This is a genomic window from Cupriavidus sp. 05L411 (assembly GCF_056398045.1).
The window spans coordinates 1-14065 of sequence record NZ_JBFTOQ010000042.1; the positions used below are offsets into that span (position 1 = coordinate 1).

Sequence of the window (14065 nt, forward strand, 5' to 3'; positions counted from 1 at the left end):
ATTGAGGATTGAGGGGCCAAATGGCCTCCCAACCGGGTAGAGAACGGGATTGCGCTGACGCAACCAGCCGGAGAGCCGCGGAGATCCAAACCGCGATGGTGTCGATAAGACGCCCGGGTCACGAAACTGAGTTTTTCAGGCGATCCTTAAGGCGATACTCAGACATGGGTCCCTCGTTTCCGCTCTTTTCGCCGAATCCCGAGGCGCCCCATACGGCCTTGGCACACCTTGACGGCTCGCTTCGCATCGCCGTGGGTGTTTCCCGCCCCTTCGGGCGGGAAACACGGCTACCACAGTTGGTTGATCTTGCTGTTGGTCGGCGCCCCTCTCCCACTTGTGGGAGAGGGGCCGGGGGAGAGGGCGGGCGCTCGCAAGAGCGAGAGATCTCATTGTGCCGTGTCTCAATCTCCCTCTCCGGACGCCAGCACCTGCTGCCTCTCGCGTTCGGCCTGCGCGCTGCGCGCGTGCTCACGTCCCTCGCGCCGTGCCTGCCGCCGTTCCTTGCGGTTCACATACCAATAGTGCGCGCGATCCAGGTAGAGATACACCACGGGCGTAGTGAACAGCGTCAGCGCTTGCGACAGCACCAGCCCCCCCACCATCGCAAAGCCCAATGGCCGCCGCAGCTCCGAGCCAGCGCCATGCCCGAGCATCAGCGGCAGTCCGGACAACAGCGCGCACATGGTGGTCATCATGATTGGCCGGAATCGCAGCAGGCACGCCTGGTAGATGGCCTCCTCCGGTTTCATGCCGTGGTCGCGCTCGGCGGTGAGCGCGAAGTCGACCATCATGATGCCGTTTTTCTTGACGATGCCAATTAGCAGGATGATGCCGATCAGCGCGATCACGCTGAGGTCATAGCCGCCGGCCAGCAGGATCAGCAGCGCGCCCACGCCGGCGGAAGGCAGGGTGGAGAGGATGGTGAGCGGGTGGATGTAGCTTTCGTACAGCAGGCCCAGCACGATATACACGGCCACCAGCGCGGCCGCGATCAGGTAGGGCTGGGAGGCAAGCGAGGCGCCAAAGGCCTGTGCCGTGCCCTGGAACGAGCCGGAGAGCGTCTGCGGGCGCCCCATGCCGGACAGTGTGCTGTTGATGGCCTTGACGGCATCACCCAGCGCCACGCCCTTGGCCAGGTTGAACGAGATCGTGACGGCGGGGAACTGCCCCTGGTGGCTGATCGAGAGGTAGGCGGTGCTGTCGGTGTCGATCTTGACGAAGGTGGACAGCGGCACTTGCTCGCCGGTCAGCGGCGAGGTCACATACAGCTTGCTGAACAAGCGCGGGTCGTCCTGCAGCGCGGGCGTGGCTTCCAGGATCACGTGGTAGCTGTTGATCTGGGTGAAGTACTGCGCGACCTGGCGCTGCCCGATCGCGTCGTACAGCGTGGAGTCGATCAGCGCGGGCGTGATGCCGAAGCTCGAGGCGCGCGCGCGGTCGATGGTCAGGCGCGCGGCGGCGGCGGCGTTCTGCTGGTCGGACGCCACGTCGGCGAGCTGGGGCAGGGCGCGCAGGCGCTCCAGGATGCGCGGCGCCCACTGGTTGAGCTCATCCAGGCTGGAGTCCATCAGCGTGTACTGGTATTGCGTGCGCGACAGCCGCCCGCCCACGTTGATGTCCTGCCCGGCCTGCAGGAACAGGTTGGCGCCCTGCACCTGCGCCAGCTTGGGCCGCAGCCGCGCGATCACTTCGTCGGCGCTGACGGTGCGGCCCTCGTCCTTGGGTTTCAGGCTGATGAAGAAGTTGCCGGTGTTGAGCGTATTCTGCCCGCCGGTCATGCCCACCGCGGCGACATCGGGGTCGGCACGCACGATGTCGGCAAGCTGCACCATGCGCGCGTTCATCGACTTGAACGACGCGTCCTGCGCGGACTCCGCGATGCCAAACATAAAGCCGGTATCCTGCTGCGGGAAGAAGCCCTTGGGTATGTAGATGAACAGCGCCACCGTGGTGGCGACCGTGGCGATGAACACGCACAGGGTGAAGAACTGGTGGCGCATCACCACGTCCAGCCCGCGCTTGTAGCTCGCCAGCATGGCGTCGAAGCCATGCTCGAACCACTGGTAGATGCGGCCGTGATGATGGCCGCGAGGCGGGGTCAGGTAGCGCGAGCACAGCATCGGCGTGAGCGTCAGCGAGACCAGCACCGATACCACGATGGTGAGCGTGACGGTCACGGCGAACTCGCGGAACAGCCGCCCCACGATGCCGCCCATCAGCAGCAGCGGGATGAACACCGCCACCAGCGAGACCGAGATCGACACGATGGTGAAGCTGATTTCCGCGGCGCCCTTGAGCGCGGCGTCCATCGGCGCCATGCCGTCTTCGACGTGGCGATAAATGTTCTCCAGCATCACGATGGCATCGTCCACCACGAACCCCACCGCGATGGTGAGCGCCATCAGCGACAGGTTGTCGCGGCTGTAGCCCAGCAGGTACATGCCGCCGGCGGTGCCCATCAGCGCCAGCGGCACGGTCACGCTCGGGATCACCGTGGCGGCCACGTTGCGCAGGAATACGAAGATGATCATCACCACCAGCGCGATGGTGAGCACCAGCGTGAACTCCACATCGGCCACCGAGGCGCGGATGGTCTGGGTGCGGTCGGCCAGCGTGTTGACGTTGACGGTGGGAGGGATCGCGGCCTGCAGGTGCGGCAGCGCGGCGCGGATGCGGTCCACCGTCTCGATCACGTTGGCGCCTGGCTGCTTGGTGATGGCCAGGATGATGGCGCGCCCGTTGTGGAAGGTGTTGTCCGCCGGCGCGGCGGCGCCGGCAAAGCCCCAGCCTGCCAGCTTGGCGTTCTCGGGCCCGTCCACCGCCACGCCGACATCGCGCACGCGCACCGGCGCGCCGTTGCGGTAGGCCAGCACCATGTCGTTCCACGCTGCCGCCTTGGTGACCTGGTCGTTGGTGTAGACGTTGAAGGCCTTGGTGGCGCCATCGGTGCTGCCGGTGGGCTGGTTCACCGTGGTGGCGGCAATCACGCCGCGCAGGTCCTCCAGGCTCATGCCCATGGCCGAGAGCTTCTGCGGATCTACCTGGATGCGCACCGACGGCTTTTGCTGGCCGCCAATATTGACCAGCCCGACGCCGGAGATCTGCGAGATCTGCTGCGCCAGCACATTGTCGGCGAAGTCGTTGACCTCGGTCAGCGGCAACGTGTCGGATTGCACCGCCAGCACCAGGATCGGCGAGTCGGCCGGGTTGATCTTGCGAAAGGTCGGGGGCGTGGGCAGGTTGCCGGGCAATTGCCCGCTGGCGGCATTGATGGCGGCCTGCACGTCCACGGCGGCGGCATCGATGCTGCGGTTGAGGTCGAACTGCAGCGTGATCTGGGCGTTGCCCTGCGCGCTGGTCGACGTCATCTGCGTAAGCCCTCCGATCAGCGAGAACTGGCGCTCCAGCGGCTGGGCCACATTCGACGCCATGGTCTCCGGGCTGGCGCCGGGCAAGTTCGCCGACACCTGGATGGTGGGGAAATCCACCTGCGGCAGCGGCGCGATAGGCAGCAGCGGCCATGCGGCCACGCCGACCAGCAGCACGGCCAGCGCCAGTAGCGAGGTGCCGATCGGGCGCTTGATGAAGATCGCGGAAATGCTCATGGCCGTGCGTTCCCGGCGCGGTTTGCCGGAACACCGGCGGCAGGCGCGGAGGCGGGCGCTGCGCCGGCATCCGCTATGGTGGTGGCCGCGGCCGTCTCGTTCACGCGGGTGCCGGGCTTGAGCTTGTACTGCCCGTCCACCACGACCCGCTCGTCGACCGCCAGCCCCTTGGCCACGACGGCCTTGGCGTCCTGGGTCTCCGCCACCTCGATCGCGCGGGACGCAACCGTATGGTCCGCCTGCACCACATAGACATAGGTGCCGCTCTGGCCGCGTTGCACGGCGGCAGCAGGGATGGTCAGCGCCTGGTCGCGCTCGCCGAGCACCAGCCGCGCATTGACGTACTGGCCGGGCCACAGCGTGTGCGACGGATTGGGAAAGCGCCCTTTCAACTGGATGGTGCCGGAGGTGGTGTCGATGGTGTTGTTGAGCAGGATCAGCTTGCCTTGTCCCAGCAACTGGCCGCTGGCGCGCTCGCTGGCCTGCACCGCGAGCGGCGCGCCGCTGGCCTGCATGGCGCCGTTGATGCGCTGGAATTCGCCGTCGGGCAGCGTGAACACCACGTCGATCGGGTCGATCTGGCGGATCACCACCAGGCCGTTGGCGTCGGCGGCGTGGACGATATTGCCCGGGTCGACCAGGCGCGCGCCAACGCGCCCGGACAGCGGCGCGGTGATGGTGGTGTAGTCGAGTTGCACGCGGGCGACRTTGACCAGCGCTTCGTCGGTCTTCACCGCGGCGGCCAGCTGCGCCACCTGCGCGCGCTGGGTATCCAGCGTCTGCTGCGTGGTGGCGTTTTCCTTGATGAGGCCCTCGTAGCGCTGCAGGTCGAGGCGCGCATTGGCTAGCTGCGCTTCGTCACGCGCCTTTTGCGCCATGGCTTGCTGCAGCTGCGCCTGGAACGTGCGCGGGTCGATCTGCGCCAGCAACTGCCCGGCCTTGACGTCCTGGCCTTCGACAAAGCCGACGCGGTCGAGCTGGCCGTCCACGCGTGGCTTGACCGTCACCGTGGCCATGGCCTGCACCGTGCCGACGCCGGACAGGCCGATCGGCACGTCCTCGCGCTTGACCTGCGCGCTGGTCACCGAGACAGCCGGCGCCGGCGGCGCTGCCCGGCGCGGTGTCACCATACGCTTGAGCGGGCCGACTGCGAACCACACCACGACTGCCAGCGCGAGCACGGCCAGGCCGATCAGAACGGGATTGCGGCGGGAGGACTGGGTCGCCATGGATTGCCTTGGAAGTGGTGTGCCGATGTGGATCGGGGAATCAGGGGATCAGGGTTGCGCCAGCGCATCGCTTTGCCAGCCGCCGCCGATCGCCTTGACCAGCGCCACGCTGGCGGCAAGCTCCCGGCCACGCAACTGGATCGCGGTCCGTTCGTTAGACAAGGAAAGGGCCTGTGCCGTTACCACCGCGAGGTAGGAAGCGGTGCCAGCGCGGTATTGCGCCAGGCTCACGCGCTCCGCCACGCGGGCGGCGTCCACCGCATGGTCTTGCACCACCACTTCCTGGTCGAGCACGCGCAGCGCCGAGAGGTTGTCTTCCACCTCCTGCATGCCGCTGAGCACGGTTTGCCGATACGCCGCAACCGCCCCGTCGTAGGCCGCCACGGCCTGGTMGTTTTGCGCGTTGCGCAGCCCGCCGTCGAAGATGGTGCCGGCCAGCGCCGCGCCCAGCGACCACACCCGGCCAGGCGGCCCGAACCAGTTGGCCAGGCTGCCGCTGCTGGCGCCGCCCACCGCGGAGAGCACCAGCGACGGGAAGTACGCAGCGCGCGCCACGCCGATATTGGCATTGGCCGCCGCCATGCGGCGCTCGGCCGCCGAGATGTCGGGGCGGCGCTCCAGCAGCGCCGAAGGCAGCCCCGGCGGCACTGCCAGCGGGCGCATGGAAAACGGCTCTGGCGCCAGCGTGAACTCGGCTGGGGCGCGCCCCAGCAGCACGGCGATGGCATGCTCCAGCTGGTTGCGCTGCACGTCCAGGTCGATCGCCTGCGCTTGCGCCGCGTTCAGCGTGACCTGCGCCAGCGCCACGTCGCCCGAGGTAGCCACGCCTGCGCGGAACTGGCTCTGGGTCAGCTTGAGCGATTCTTCATACGCAGCCAGGGTGCGGGCATACAGTGCCTTGAGCACATCGGTGACGCGCAGCTGGATATAGTCCTGCACCAGCTCGCCCTGGATCGTCAGGCGCGCAGCGGCAAGGTCGGCGGCACTGGCCTGCGCGTTGTCGCTGGCCGCTTCGATGCTGCGCCGCACCTGGCCCCACAGGTCGATTTCCCAGCTGGCATCGAGGTTAGCCGCATGGGTGTTGGACACCATCTGGATGCCCAGCGTGTTGGTGCGCGCGCGCCCCACCGCCACGCCTGCGCCGAGCGTGGGAAACAAGCCGGCCCGCGCCGCCTGCGCCAGCGCGCGGGATTGCCGGTACTGGGCCTCGGCCTGGCGCAGGCTCTGGTTGGCTGCGTTGGCTTGCCCCACCAGTTCATTCAGGCGGGCATCGTCGAAGCCCACCCACCAGGCCTGGGTCAGATCCACCGGGCGAGGCTCGGCGACCTTCCATTGATGATCGTCCCGCACGGCCTCGCGATACGCGGCGGGGGCCTCGACCGGGGCGCGCTGATAGTCCGGCCCGACCGCGCAACCGCCCATCCAGGCAGACGCCAGGGCGATGCAGAGCAGGCGCGGCGAGACCAAACGCGCGGCGTTCATGAAGGCGAGAAGCATGCGATAGTCATGACGGACTTTCGTGAGGCGATGCCGTTGTTTGTCGTTTCCTGCCCGGGCTGGCGGGTTGGTTTCCGCGCGCACGCACGCCGCCTGAGCGGCGTCGCGCGGGCGGGTCTTATGGCAAGGATAGTGCGGCGCGGGAATGTGTGAAACGCGCTGCGCATTACTGAATATTTCACTCGCTTACGCCGATGCGCCGGGCAGCGCCACGGCTTGCGCCGCCAAGTGAAGCGCGAAATACACCCACGGATGCGGCACGCGGCGGGCGCGCGTGCCTGTTACGGTATCTTGCAGCGGGTGGATGTCGGGTGGATGCCGGCTTGTGCAGCGCGGCAAAAGGCGAGCCAGCATCAGCGCCGCAGAGGACGCCCCGGCGCCGCGCGAGCCGCCACGGGCGGGCTGTCGCAGCCTGTTGTAATCTTGTGTAATTGTGCGCCAGCGAGCCCCGGCGGGTTGCATTTGCTGCGCCTGCCGCGTAGAAAGTAGGTGTCAGGCGGTCGCGGCGGAAGGGCTGCGGCAATCCGTACGGCCGGCCGACGCATATAACGACATGACATCTGGACGACGAGCGGGAAGGCGTGGCCATGGAGACCGATCAAGAAAGCACACTGACGTACGCGCTGCTGACAGTGCCAGCGCGTGCCGCCATCTGCCGCGCGCTGCTGGAGGCGGGCGAAGCTGGCATGCCGGCGTTCGACCTGGCTGGCGTCGCCGGGCTGAGCCTGCCGCGCGCCAGCCACCATTTCAATGAACTGATGCAGGCCGATGTGCTGGCCCTGGTCGTGCGTGACCGGCAGGTGATCTATGTGCTCAAGGCCCGCCGCGCGGTGAGCCTGGCGTTGGAGTATCTCGACAGCAGCGGGTCGTCGTAGGCCGGCTGCCGGCATGGCTGCAGCCCGGGGCTGTTAAAATGCGCGCCTGCGCGCCAAGGGCCTCCTGTTGTCCAGGTGGCCCTTTTCGTTTTGACGTTTCCCCAGCACGAAGTCTCCCATCCATGTCAGCCCTGGAACGTTTGTTTGTTGCCCTGGAAGAGCACGGTTGGGCCGTGTCCGACGATCTCATCGACACCACGCTGGCGGCGCGGCTGCATGCCGAGAGCCGCGCGGCGTGGGGGGCCGGCCTGTTCCATCCGGCCCGCATCGGGCGGGGCGAAGCCACCGCCCGCGACGCGGGCATTCGCGGCGATTCGATCCTGTGGCTCGATGACGCGCCCGCCGGCGCGGCCAGGGCGGATTTCCAGGCCTGGGCTGCGGGTTTGCGCGAGGCTTTGAACGAGCGCTACTTCCTGGGCTTGAAGCGCGAGGAATTCCACTTCTCGCACTATCCGGTCGGTACCGCCTACAAGAAGCACGTGGACCAGCATCGGGCGACCCTGCATCGCAAGATTTCGCTGGTGCTCTACCTCAATCCTGAATGGAGCGAGCGCGATGGCGGCGAGCTCGCGCTCTACGGACAGGACGACGGCGCCACCGAGTTGCACCGCGTGCTGCCGCAGCGCGCGCGGCTGGTCGTGTTCCGCAGCGACCTGGTTCCACATGAAGTATTGCCCTGCCACAAGACGCGCTGGGCACTTACCGGCTGGTTCCGTACCGATCAGGCCTGAACCGCCTGAGCCACCTAAGCGGCATCAGCAGCGTAACCCAGCGTAACCAGCACCCCGGGGAAAAGGCATGAGCACACGACCGAAGCCGCACGAAGACGACACCGCCGCTGGACAGTTTTCGGCCGAGCTCGAAGCACTGCTCCGGTCGCATGCCATGCGGCGGCAACTGGTCAAGGGCGAGGTGCTGTTTACCTACGGCTCCAACCCGGACGCGCTCTTCTGTGTCGAGCGCGGCGCCATCAAGGTCAGCAGCACGGCGCAGAACGGGCGCGAGGCCGTGGTCAGCCTGCTGGAGCCCGGGCAGTGGTTTGGGGAGGTCTCGCTCTTCATCGACGCGCATCGCGTGTACGACACGCGCGCCGCAGAGGCTAGCGAACTATTGGTGATTCCCGCCGCCACCTTCCATGCGCTGATTGCGCGCGAGCCGCGCTGGCTGATGGAGTTCACGCAACTGATCTGCCAGCGCTACCGCAGCGCACTGGAGTGGATCGACGAGGTGATCCTGATGCCGTTCCCGGTGCGGCTGGCGCGGCGTCTGCTTGCCGTCGAGCATGCGCACGCGCTGTCCACCCACGGCATGCCGGGTGTGCGGACATCCGGTGCCCCCGCCGCGCTCAAGCTCTCCCAGGAAGACCTGGGCCATATGCTTGGCGTGTCCCGCCAGAGCGTCAACCGGCAGCTCAAGGACTGGGAGAAGCAGGGCGTGCTGCGCCTGGAATACGGGCGCCTGACGTTATGCGACAAGGCGGCGCTGCAGGCCATCGCCAGCGAGTCCGCGCCTGGCACGTAGCGCGGGAGCTTGTGCTTCGTCGCAAGAATGAAATAACCGGCGGCTAAGATCGTGGCGGGGCCGGCCGATACTTTTCCCTTCGCGGGGATGGCAGGTTTTTTGACGAAATCCGTGTCTGCATGGCCCCGTCCCGCTTGACGGCGATGGCTGCTTCCTGCCTTTCCTCCTTTTGTTCCTTTCGCGCCGCCGGCGAAAATCAACGATATAAACGATATATACTGTTTTGATACCACTGCGATCAAAACAGGAGGATGCATGGCAACGGTTTCGAATGGGCGCACACGTGCGCCCGCGCCCGCCGCGGCGCAGAAAAAGGCAGCCACCGCAGTGAAGCGGCCGGTCACGCGCGCCAGTAAGACGGAGACGGCAGGCAAGGCTGCCAAGGCTGAAGCGGTCAAGACCGTGGCTGCCGCACCGAAAGCCGAGAAAGCAGAGAAGACTGAGAAGGCACAGAAGCCTGCCAAGGCCAAGGTCGTGCGCGACAGCTTCACCATGCCGGAGTGGGACTATGCCAAGCTGGCGGAACTCAAGCGGCGCTGCCTGAACGGCGGCGCGCACGTGAAGAAGAGCGAGTTGCTGCGGGCCGGGCTCAAGATGCTGGAGTCGTTGCCGGAGCGGCAGTTGCTGGCCGTCGTAGCCCAGGTCGAGACCGTCAAGACGGGCCGGCCCGCCAAGCGCAAGGCGCGCGACGCGGCTTCCGGGCAGTAAAGCGGCGGCGTACATTGCGTGGCACCTGGATGTACTCCGTCCAGGTGCGCGCCGTATTTTGCGGGTTTCATGAATAGTTGATGACAGCCTCAACCATCCGCCGATTCGGTCGTTAAGATGGGCAGGGCCCACCAATCCTGAAGCCGGATCGACCAGGCGCTGCCTTGCCGGTCCTCCGCTTTTCAGAGCCTTCACCGTTTCTTGCCGGCGCCATCGTCATCCGCAGAATGAGTCTCTTCAGGCCATCTTTCTGGTGCCCGTTTTCCGTGTTCGCCGTCGTCACGGTGCCGCTGGCCGAGCCACCGCGGGAACGGCCTCCGGGCGAATTGTCCGCGCGCGGTGAAGCGAATCCAGATGCGCGGCGAGACCTCCTCACAGTGCCCACGCCTGCTGTCCGCTAGCCTGGCCGCAGCGGCCCTGGCGAGGCATCGTTTCGTTGCGCCGCAAGGCAACGCATAGACCGCTATATATCTGGAAAAGGATCGCAAGGCGCCTATAATTATGGTGCGTTGCACCAATTTTCCTGCTGCCATCCTACATCCTGCTATGCAGGATGGAACCATGCCCCCTATCAACCTGAGGTAAATCCATGTCGCCGTGTGAGCGATGCAAGCGCCAGGCCGGCAGGCCAGGACACCTGCCGCCGCACGAGGATCTGGTGGCCGCGCGCGCCAATGCGCGGGCCCAGGACGGCGCCGCCTATGCCTACCGCTGCCGCCAGTGCGGCTGCATGCTGGTGCTGCGCAGTCCCAGCCGGGAAGTGCCAGACTACTGGGCCTTGGAGGGGCGGACGCCTTCCGCCTGACGTTGACGGGATGCCGGCCCGCCGCCGGCGAACGCGCTATTGTTGCCGCCACCCTGCCGTGCCATCATCGTGCAGCCGCCTGCGACTTGCCTGGCCGCGCCGAATCCGACACCTCCCAAACGTAACGTCGGTAACGTCAGCGAATTCCCGGATGGATTGGAGCGATATCAAGATCGCTGATGCACATGGACTACGCGCTCTACTCGGCGCCCGGCGTGGCACCGCCGCGCGCGGATGGCGAGGGCCATGCCCTGCTGACGCTGGATGCGCCTTCCTGGACGCGACCATCGAGCGCCCGGGCAATCGCGCAGACGCTTAGTCCCCGGCAATCTCCACCACCAGCTTGCCCTTGGCTGTGCCCGTCTCGATGGCGTGATGCGCATCGATGGCGCTGTCGAGCGTGAAGTGCCGCGCATCGAGCCGCACGGAGAGCTTGCCCGCATCGGCCAGCCGCGCCGCTTCGCGCAGGATCTCGCCGTGGTGCGCGCGGCCCTTGCCGGTGAGCATTGGCATCAGCGTGAACACGCCCGAATACGTGGCTGCGCGAAACGATAGCGGCGCCAGCGCGTGCACGCCCCAGCCAAGGCAGCTCACCACATGGCCGCCATAGGTGCGCGCCGCGAGGAACGCATTGTCCAGCACCGAGCCGCCCACCGTGTCGTAGACCACGTCGAAGCCCTCGCCCGCGGTGTATTGGTCGACATACTGCGCGACTGATGTCGCGGCATGGTCGATCGCGGTGGCGCCATAGCCCTCGATGATCGCTTTCTGCGCGGCTGAGCCCGTGGCATACACCTGCGCCCCGAGCGCGCGGGCGATCTGCACCGCGATATGCCCCACGCCGCCGGCGCCGCCATGCACCAGCACCTTCTGGCCAGGCTGCACGCGCGCGCGGTCGACCAGGCCTTCCCACGCGGTGATGAACACCAGCGGCAACGCGGCGGCTTCGCGCATCGACAGCGTGGCGGGCTTGCGCGCGAGCAGGTCGGCATCGACTGCCGCGTACTGCGCTAGCGATCCTTGCAGGCCGCCCACGCCACCGGTCATGCCATAGACCTCGTCGCCTGGCGCGAAGGCCGTCACGCCCGCGCCCACGGCTTCGACCACGCCGGCCAGGTCCAGCCCCAGCACGGCGGGCAAGGGGTGGCGGGCGTGCCCCGCCTGGCCGGCGCGGATCTTGGTGTCGAGCGGGTTGACGCCGCTGGCCAGAATGCGCACCAGTACCTGGCCGGGGCCGGGCACTGGCCTGGGAAGCTGGATGGCCGTGAACGGCGCGCCCGCGGATTCGACGATGAGGGCCAGCATGGTGGGGTGGGACATGATGCGCTCCGGATGGGTTGGCGAAGGGTTGGTGTGACCATTCTTGGCCAGGCAGGCACGTTCGTAAATCAACGCTTCTGTACTCTTGCCATGCAGTTTTGAATGGGCTGGCTTCTTGTCACACCGGCGTGGATGTGGGTGACGTTGAGGGTCGCACGGCAGGCGAAAGTGCCGCAGGCAACACCACGGGTGGCATGTGATGATCCGCCCCCGAGACACTGAGTTGGTGATCCATGGGTAACTTTTATTTCGGCGAAATCTGTCTGAATTCCATTGGGACGCGAATAAAGATCTCGCCGCGCGGCCAGGCCCCATAACGATTTTCACAATTCCAGGGTAAACACGTATCAAGTCGTTGACTTGAAAACGCTACCCCCCGTCCCTATAATTAGCACTCGTTGGGCATGAGTGCTAACAGACCTCTCCCAGCGTACTAATTCTGCTGGCCGTCAGTGCTGGCGGTCATTTTTGTGAACCTTAAATCACTTTTTGTACCAAGGAGTCCGTATGAATCTGCGTCCTTTGCACGACCGCGTGATCGTGAAGCGTCTGGACAATGAAACCAAGACCGCTTCCGGCATCGTGATTCCCGACAACGCTGCCGAAAAGCCTGATCAAGGTGAAGTGCTCGCCGTGGGCCCCGGCAAGAAGGACGACAAGGGCGCTTCGATCGTCCTCGACGTCAAGGTGGGTGACCGCGTGCTGTTCGGCAAGTATGCCGGCCAGGCCGTGAAGGTGGATGGCCAGGAACTGCTGGTCATGCGCGAAGAAGACATCATGGCTGTGGTGAACAAGTAATCCACGCACCCCATTCGTACAGATTTAGGAGATTCAGAACATGGCAGCTAAAGACGTAGTATTCGGCGACGCCGCCCGTGCCAAGATGGTCGAAGGCGTGAACATTCTCGCCAACGCAGTCAAGGTTACCCTGGGCCCGAAGGGTCGTAACGTGGTGCTGGAGCGCAGCTTCGGCGGCCCGACCGTGACCAAGGACGGTGTGTCCGTGGCCAAGGAAATCGAGCTGAAGGACAAGCTGCAGAACATGGGCGCGCAAATGGTCAAGGAAGTGGCTTCCAAGACCAGCGACAACGCCGGTGACGGTACCACCACCGCAACCGTGCTGGCCCAGTCGATCGTGCGCGAAGGCATGAAGTACGTTGCCGCCGGCATGAACCCGATGGACCTGAAGCGCGGCATCGACAAGGCTGTGGTGAACGCGGTCGAAGAGCTGAAGAAGCTGACCAAGACCACCACCACCAGCAAGGAAATCGCGCAAGTTGGCTCGATCTCGGCCAACAGCGACGAAGTGATCGGCAAGCTGATCGCTGAAGCGATGGACAAGGTCGGCAAGGAAGGCGTGATCACCGTGGAAGACGGCAAGTCGCTGGCCGACGAGCTGGAAGTCGTGGAAGGCATGCAGTTCGACCGCGGCTACCTGTCGCCGTACTTCATCAACAACCCGGAAAAGCAAGTTGTCGCCCTCGACAACCCGTTCGTCCTGCTGTTCGACAAGAAGATCTCGAACATCCGTGACCTGCTGCCGGTGCTGGAACAAGTGGCAAAGTCGGGCCGCCCGCTGCTGATCATCGCTGAAGACGTCGAAGGCGAAGCCCTGGCGACCCTGGTGGTGAACAACATCCGTGGCATCCTGAAGACCGCTGCTGTCAAGGCTCCGGGCTTCGGCGACCGCCGCAAGGCCATGCTGGAAGACATCGCCATCCTGACCGGCGGTGCAGTGATCGCTGAAGAAATCGGCCTGACGCTGGAAAAGGCAACCCTGCAAGAACTGGGTCAAGCCAAGCGCATCGAAATCGGCAAGGAAAACACCATCATCATCGACGGCCACGGCGACGCAGCCTCGATCGAAGCACGCGTGAAGCAAATCCGTGCCCAGATCGAAGAAGCGACCTCGGACTACGATCGTGAAAAGCTGCAAGAACGCGTGGCCAAGCTGGCTGGCGGCGTTGCAGTGATCAAAGTTGGCGCAGCCACCGAAGTCGAAATGAAGGAAAAGAAGGCACGCGTGGAAGATGCACTGCACGCAACCCGTGCAGCCGTGGAAGAAGGCATTGTCCCCGGCGGCGGTGTGGCCCTGCTGCGCGCTCGCGCTGCCATCGCCAACCTGACCGGCGACAACGCTGACCAGAACGCTGGCATCAAGATCGTGCTGCGCGCCATGGAAGAGCCGCTGCGCCAGATCGTGCTGAACGCTGGCGAAGAAGCTTCGGTCGTCGTGGCCAAGGTGATCGMAGGCAASGGYAACTACGGCTACAACGCYGCCACCGGCGAGTACGGYGACCTGGTGGAAATGGGCGTGCTGGACCCGACCAAGGTGACCCGCACCGCGCTGCAGAACGCTGCTTCGGTCGCATCGCTGATGCTGACCACCGACTGCGCTGTTGCCGAACTGCCGAAGGATGACTCGGCTCCGGCAATGCCGGGCGGCATGGGCGGCATGGGCGGCATGGACGGCATGATGTAAATCTGCCGGCCTGCCAAACGGCA

General features: G+C 65.6%; 11 protein-coding genes. 7 read left to right on the top strand and 4 right to left on the bottom strand.

The window, feature by feature from the left end; genetic code table 11:
* Positions 1–401: 401 nt before the first annotated feature.
* From AC1DQR_RS32125 to AC1DQR_RS32135, 3 genes are read right to left on the bottom strand one after another with little or no spacing between them, the layout of a single operon-like run.
* Positions 402–3605 (bottom strand): efflux RND transporter permease subunit, encoded by a 3204-nt coding sequence (locus tag AC1DQR_RS32125; RefSeq protein WP_416047777.1) that lies wholly within the window; start codon positions 3603–3605, stop codon positions 402–404.
* Positions 3602–4834 carry an efflux RND transporter periplasmic adaptor subunit gene (locus AC1DQR_RS32130; RefSeq protein WP_416047778.1) on the bottom strand — a complete coding sequence of 411 codons (1233 nt, stop codon included), beginning with the start codon at positions 4832–4834 and terminating at the stop codon, positions 3602–3604. The genes AC1DQR_RS32125 and AC1DQR_RS32130 overlap by 4 nt, the downstream gene beginning before the upstream one ends.
* Before the next feature lie 48 nt (positions 4835–4882).
* Positions 4883–6331 (bottom strand): efflux transporter outer membrane subunit, encoded by a 1449-nt coding sequence (locus tag AC1DQR_RS32135; protein WP_477134448.1) that lies wholly within the window; start codon positions 6329–6331, stop codon positions 4883–4885.
* Positions 6332–6918: 587 nt separating this feature from the next.
* Between AC1DQR_RS32135 and AC1DQR_RS32140 the strand changes: the two genes are divergently transcribed.
* From AC1DQR_RS32140 to AC1DQR_RS32160, 5 genes are all read left to right on the top strand, one after another.
* Positions 6919–7206 (top strand): helix-turn-helix domain-containing protein, encoded by a 288-nt coding sequence (locus AC1DQR_RS32140; protein WP_416047780.1) that lies wholly within the window; start codon positions 6919–6921, stop codon positions 7204–7206.
* A 122-nt stretch (positions 7207–7328) separates the two neighbouring features.
* Positions 7329–7937, top strand: coding sequence for a 2OG-Fe(II) oxygenase (locus AC1DQR_RS32145; RefSeq protein WP_477134449.1), 609 nt, complete (start codon positions 7329–7331; stop codon positions 7935–7937).
* A 67-nt stretch (positions 7938–8004) separates the two neighbouring features.
* A complete protein-coding gene (locus AC1DQR_RS32150) occupies positions 8005–8727 on the top strand; it encodes a Crp/Fnr family transcriptional regulator (RefSeq protein ID WP_416047782.1) in 723 nt (240 codons plus the stop codon).
* Positions 8728–8982: 255 nt separating this feature from the next.
* The gene (locus AC1DQR_RS32155) at positions 8983–9435 is read left to right on the top strand and encodes a hypothetical protein (RefSeq protein WP_416047783.1); all 453 of its coding nucleotides are present in this window, start codon (positions 8983–8985) and stop codon (positions 9433–9435) included.
* A 589-nt stretch (positions 9436–10024) separates the two neighbouring features.
* The gene (locus tag AC1DQR_RS32160; RefSeq protein WP_416047784.1) at positions 10025–10240 is read left to right on the top strand and encodes a hypothetical protein; all 216 of its coding nucleotides are present in this window, start codon (positions 10025–10027) and stop codon (positions 10238–10240) included.
* Between the two features lie 315 nt (positions 10241–10555).
* On the opposite strand, the gene AC1DQR_RS32165 is transcribed toward AC1DQR_RS32160, so the two are convergent.
* On the bottom strand, positions 10556–11560 hold the full coding sequence (locus AC1DQR_RS32165; RefSeq protein ID WP_416047785.1) for a zinc-dependent alcohol dehydrogenase family protein: 1005 nt from the start codon (positions 11558–11560) through the stop codon (positions 10556–10558).
* A 507-nt stretch (positions 11561–12067) separates the two neighbouring features.
* Between AC1DQR_RS32165 and groES the strand changes: the two genes are divergently transcribed.
* On the top strand, positions 12068–12358 hold the full coding sequence (gene groES, locus AC1DQR_RS32170; RefSeq protein WP_006160236.1) for a co-chaperone GroES: 291 nt from the start codon (positions 12068–12070) through the stop codon (positions 12356–12358).
* A gap of 40 nt (positions 12359–12398) precedes the next feature.
* On the top strand, positions 12399–14042 hold the full coding sequence (gene groL, locus AC1DQR_RS32175; protein WP_477134450.1) for a chaperonin GroEL: 1644 nt from the start codon (positions 12399–12401) through the stop codon (positions 14040–14042).
* Positions 14043–14065 lie beyond the last annotated feature (23 nt).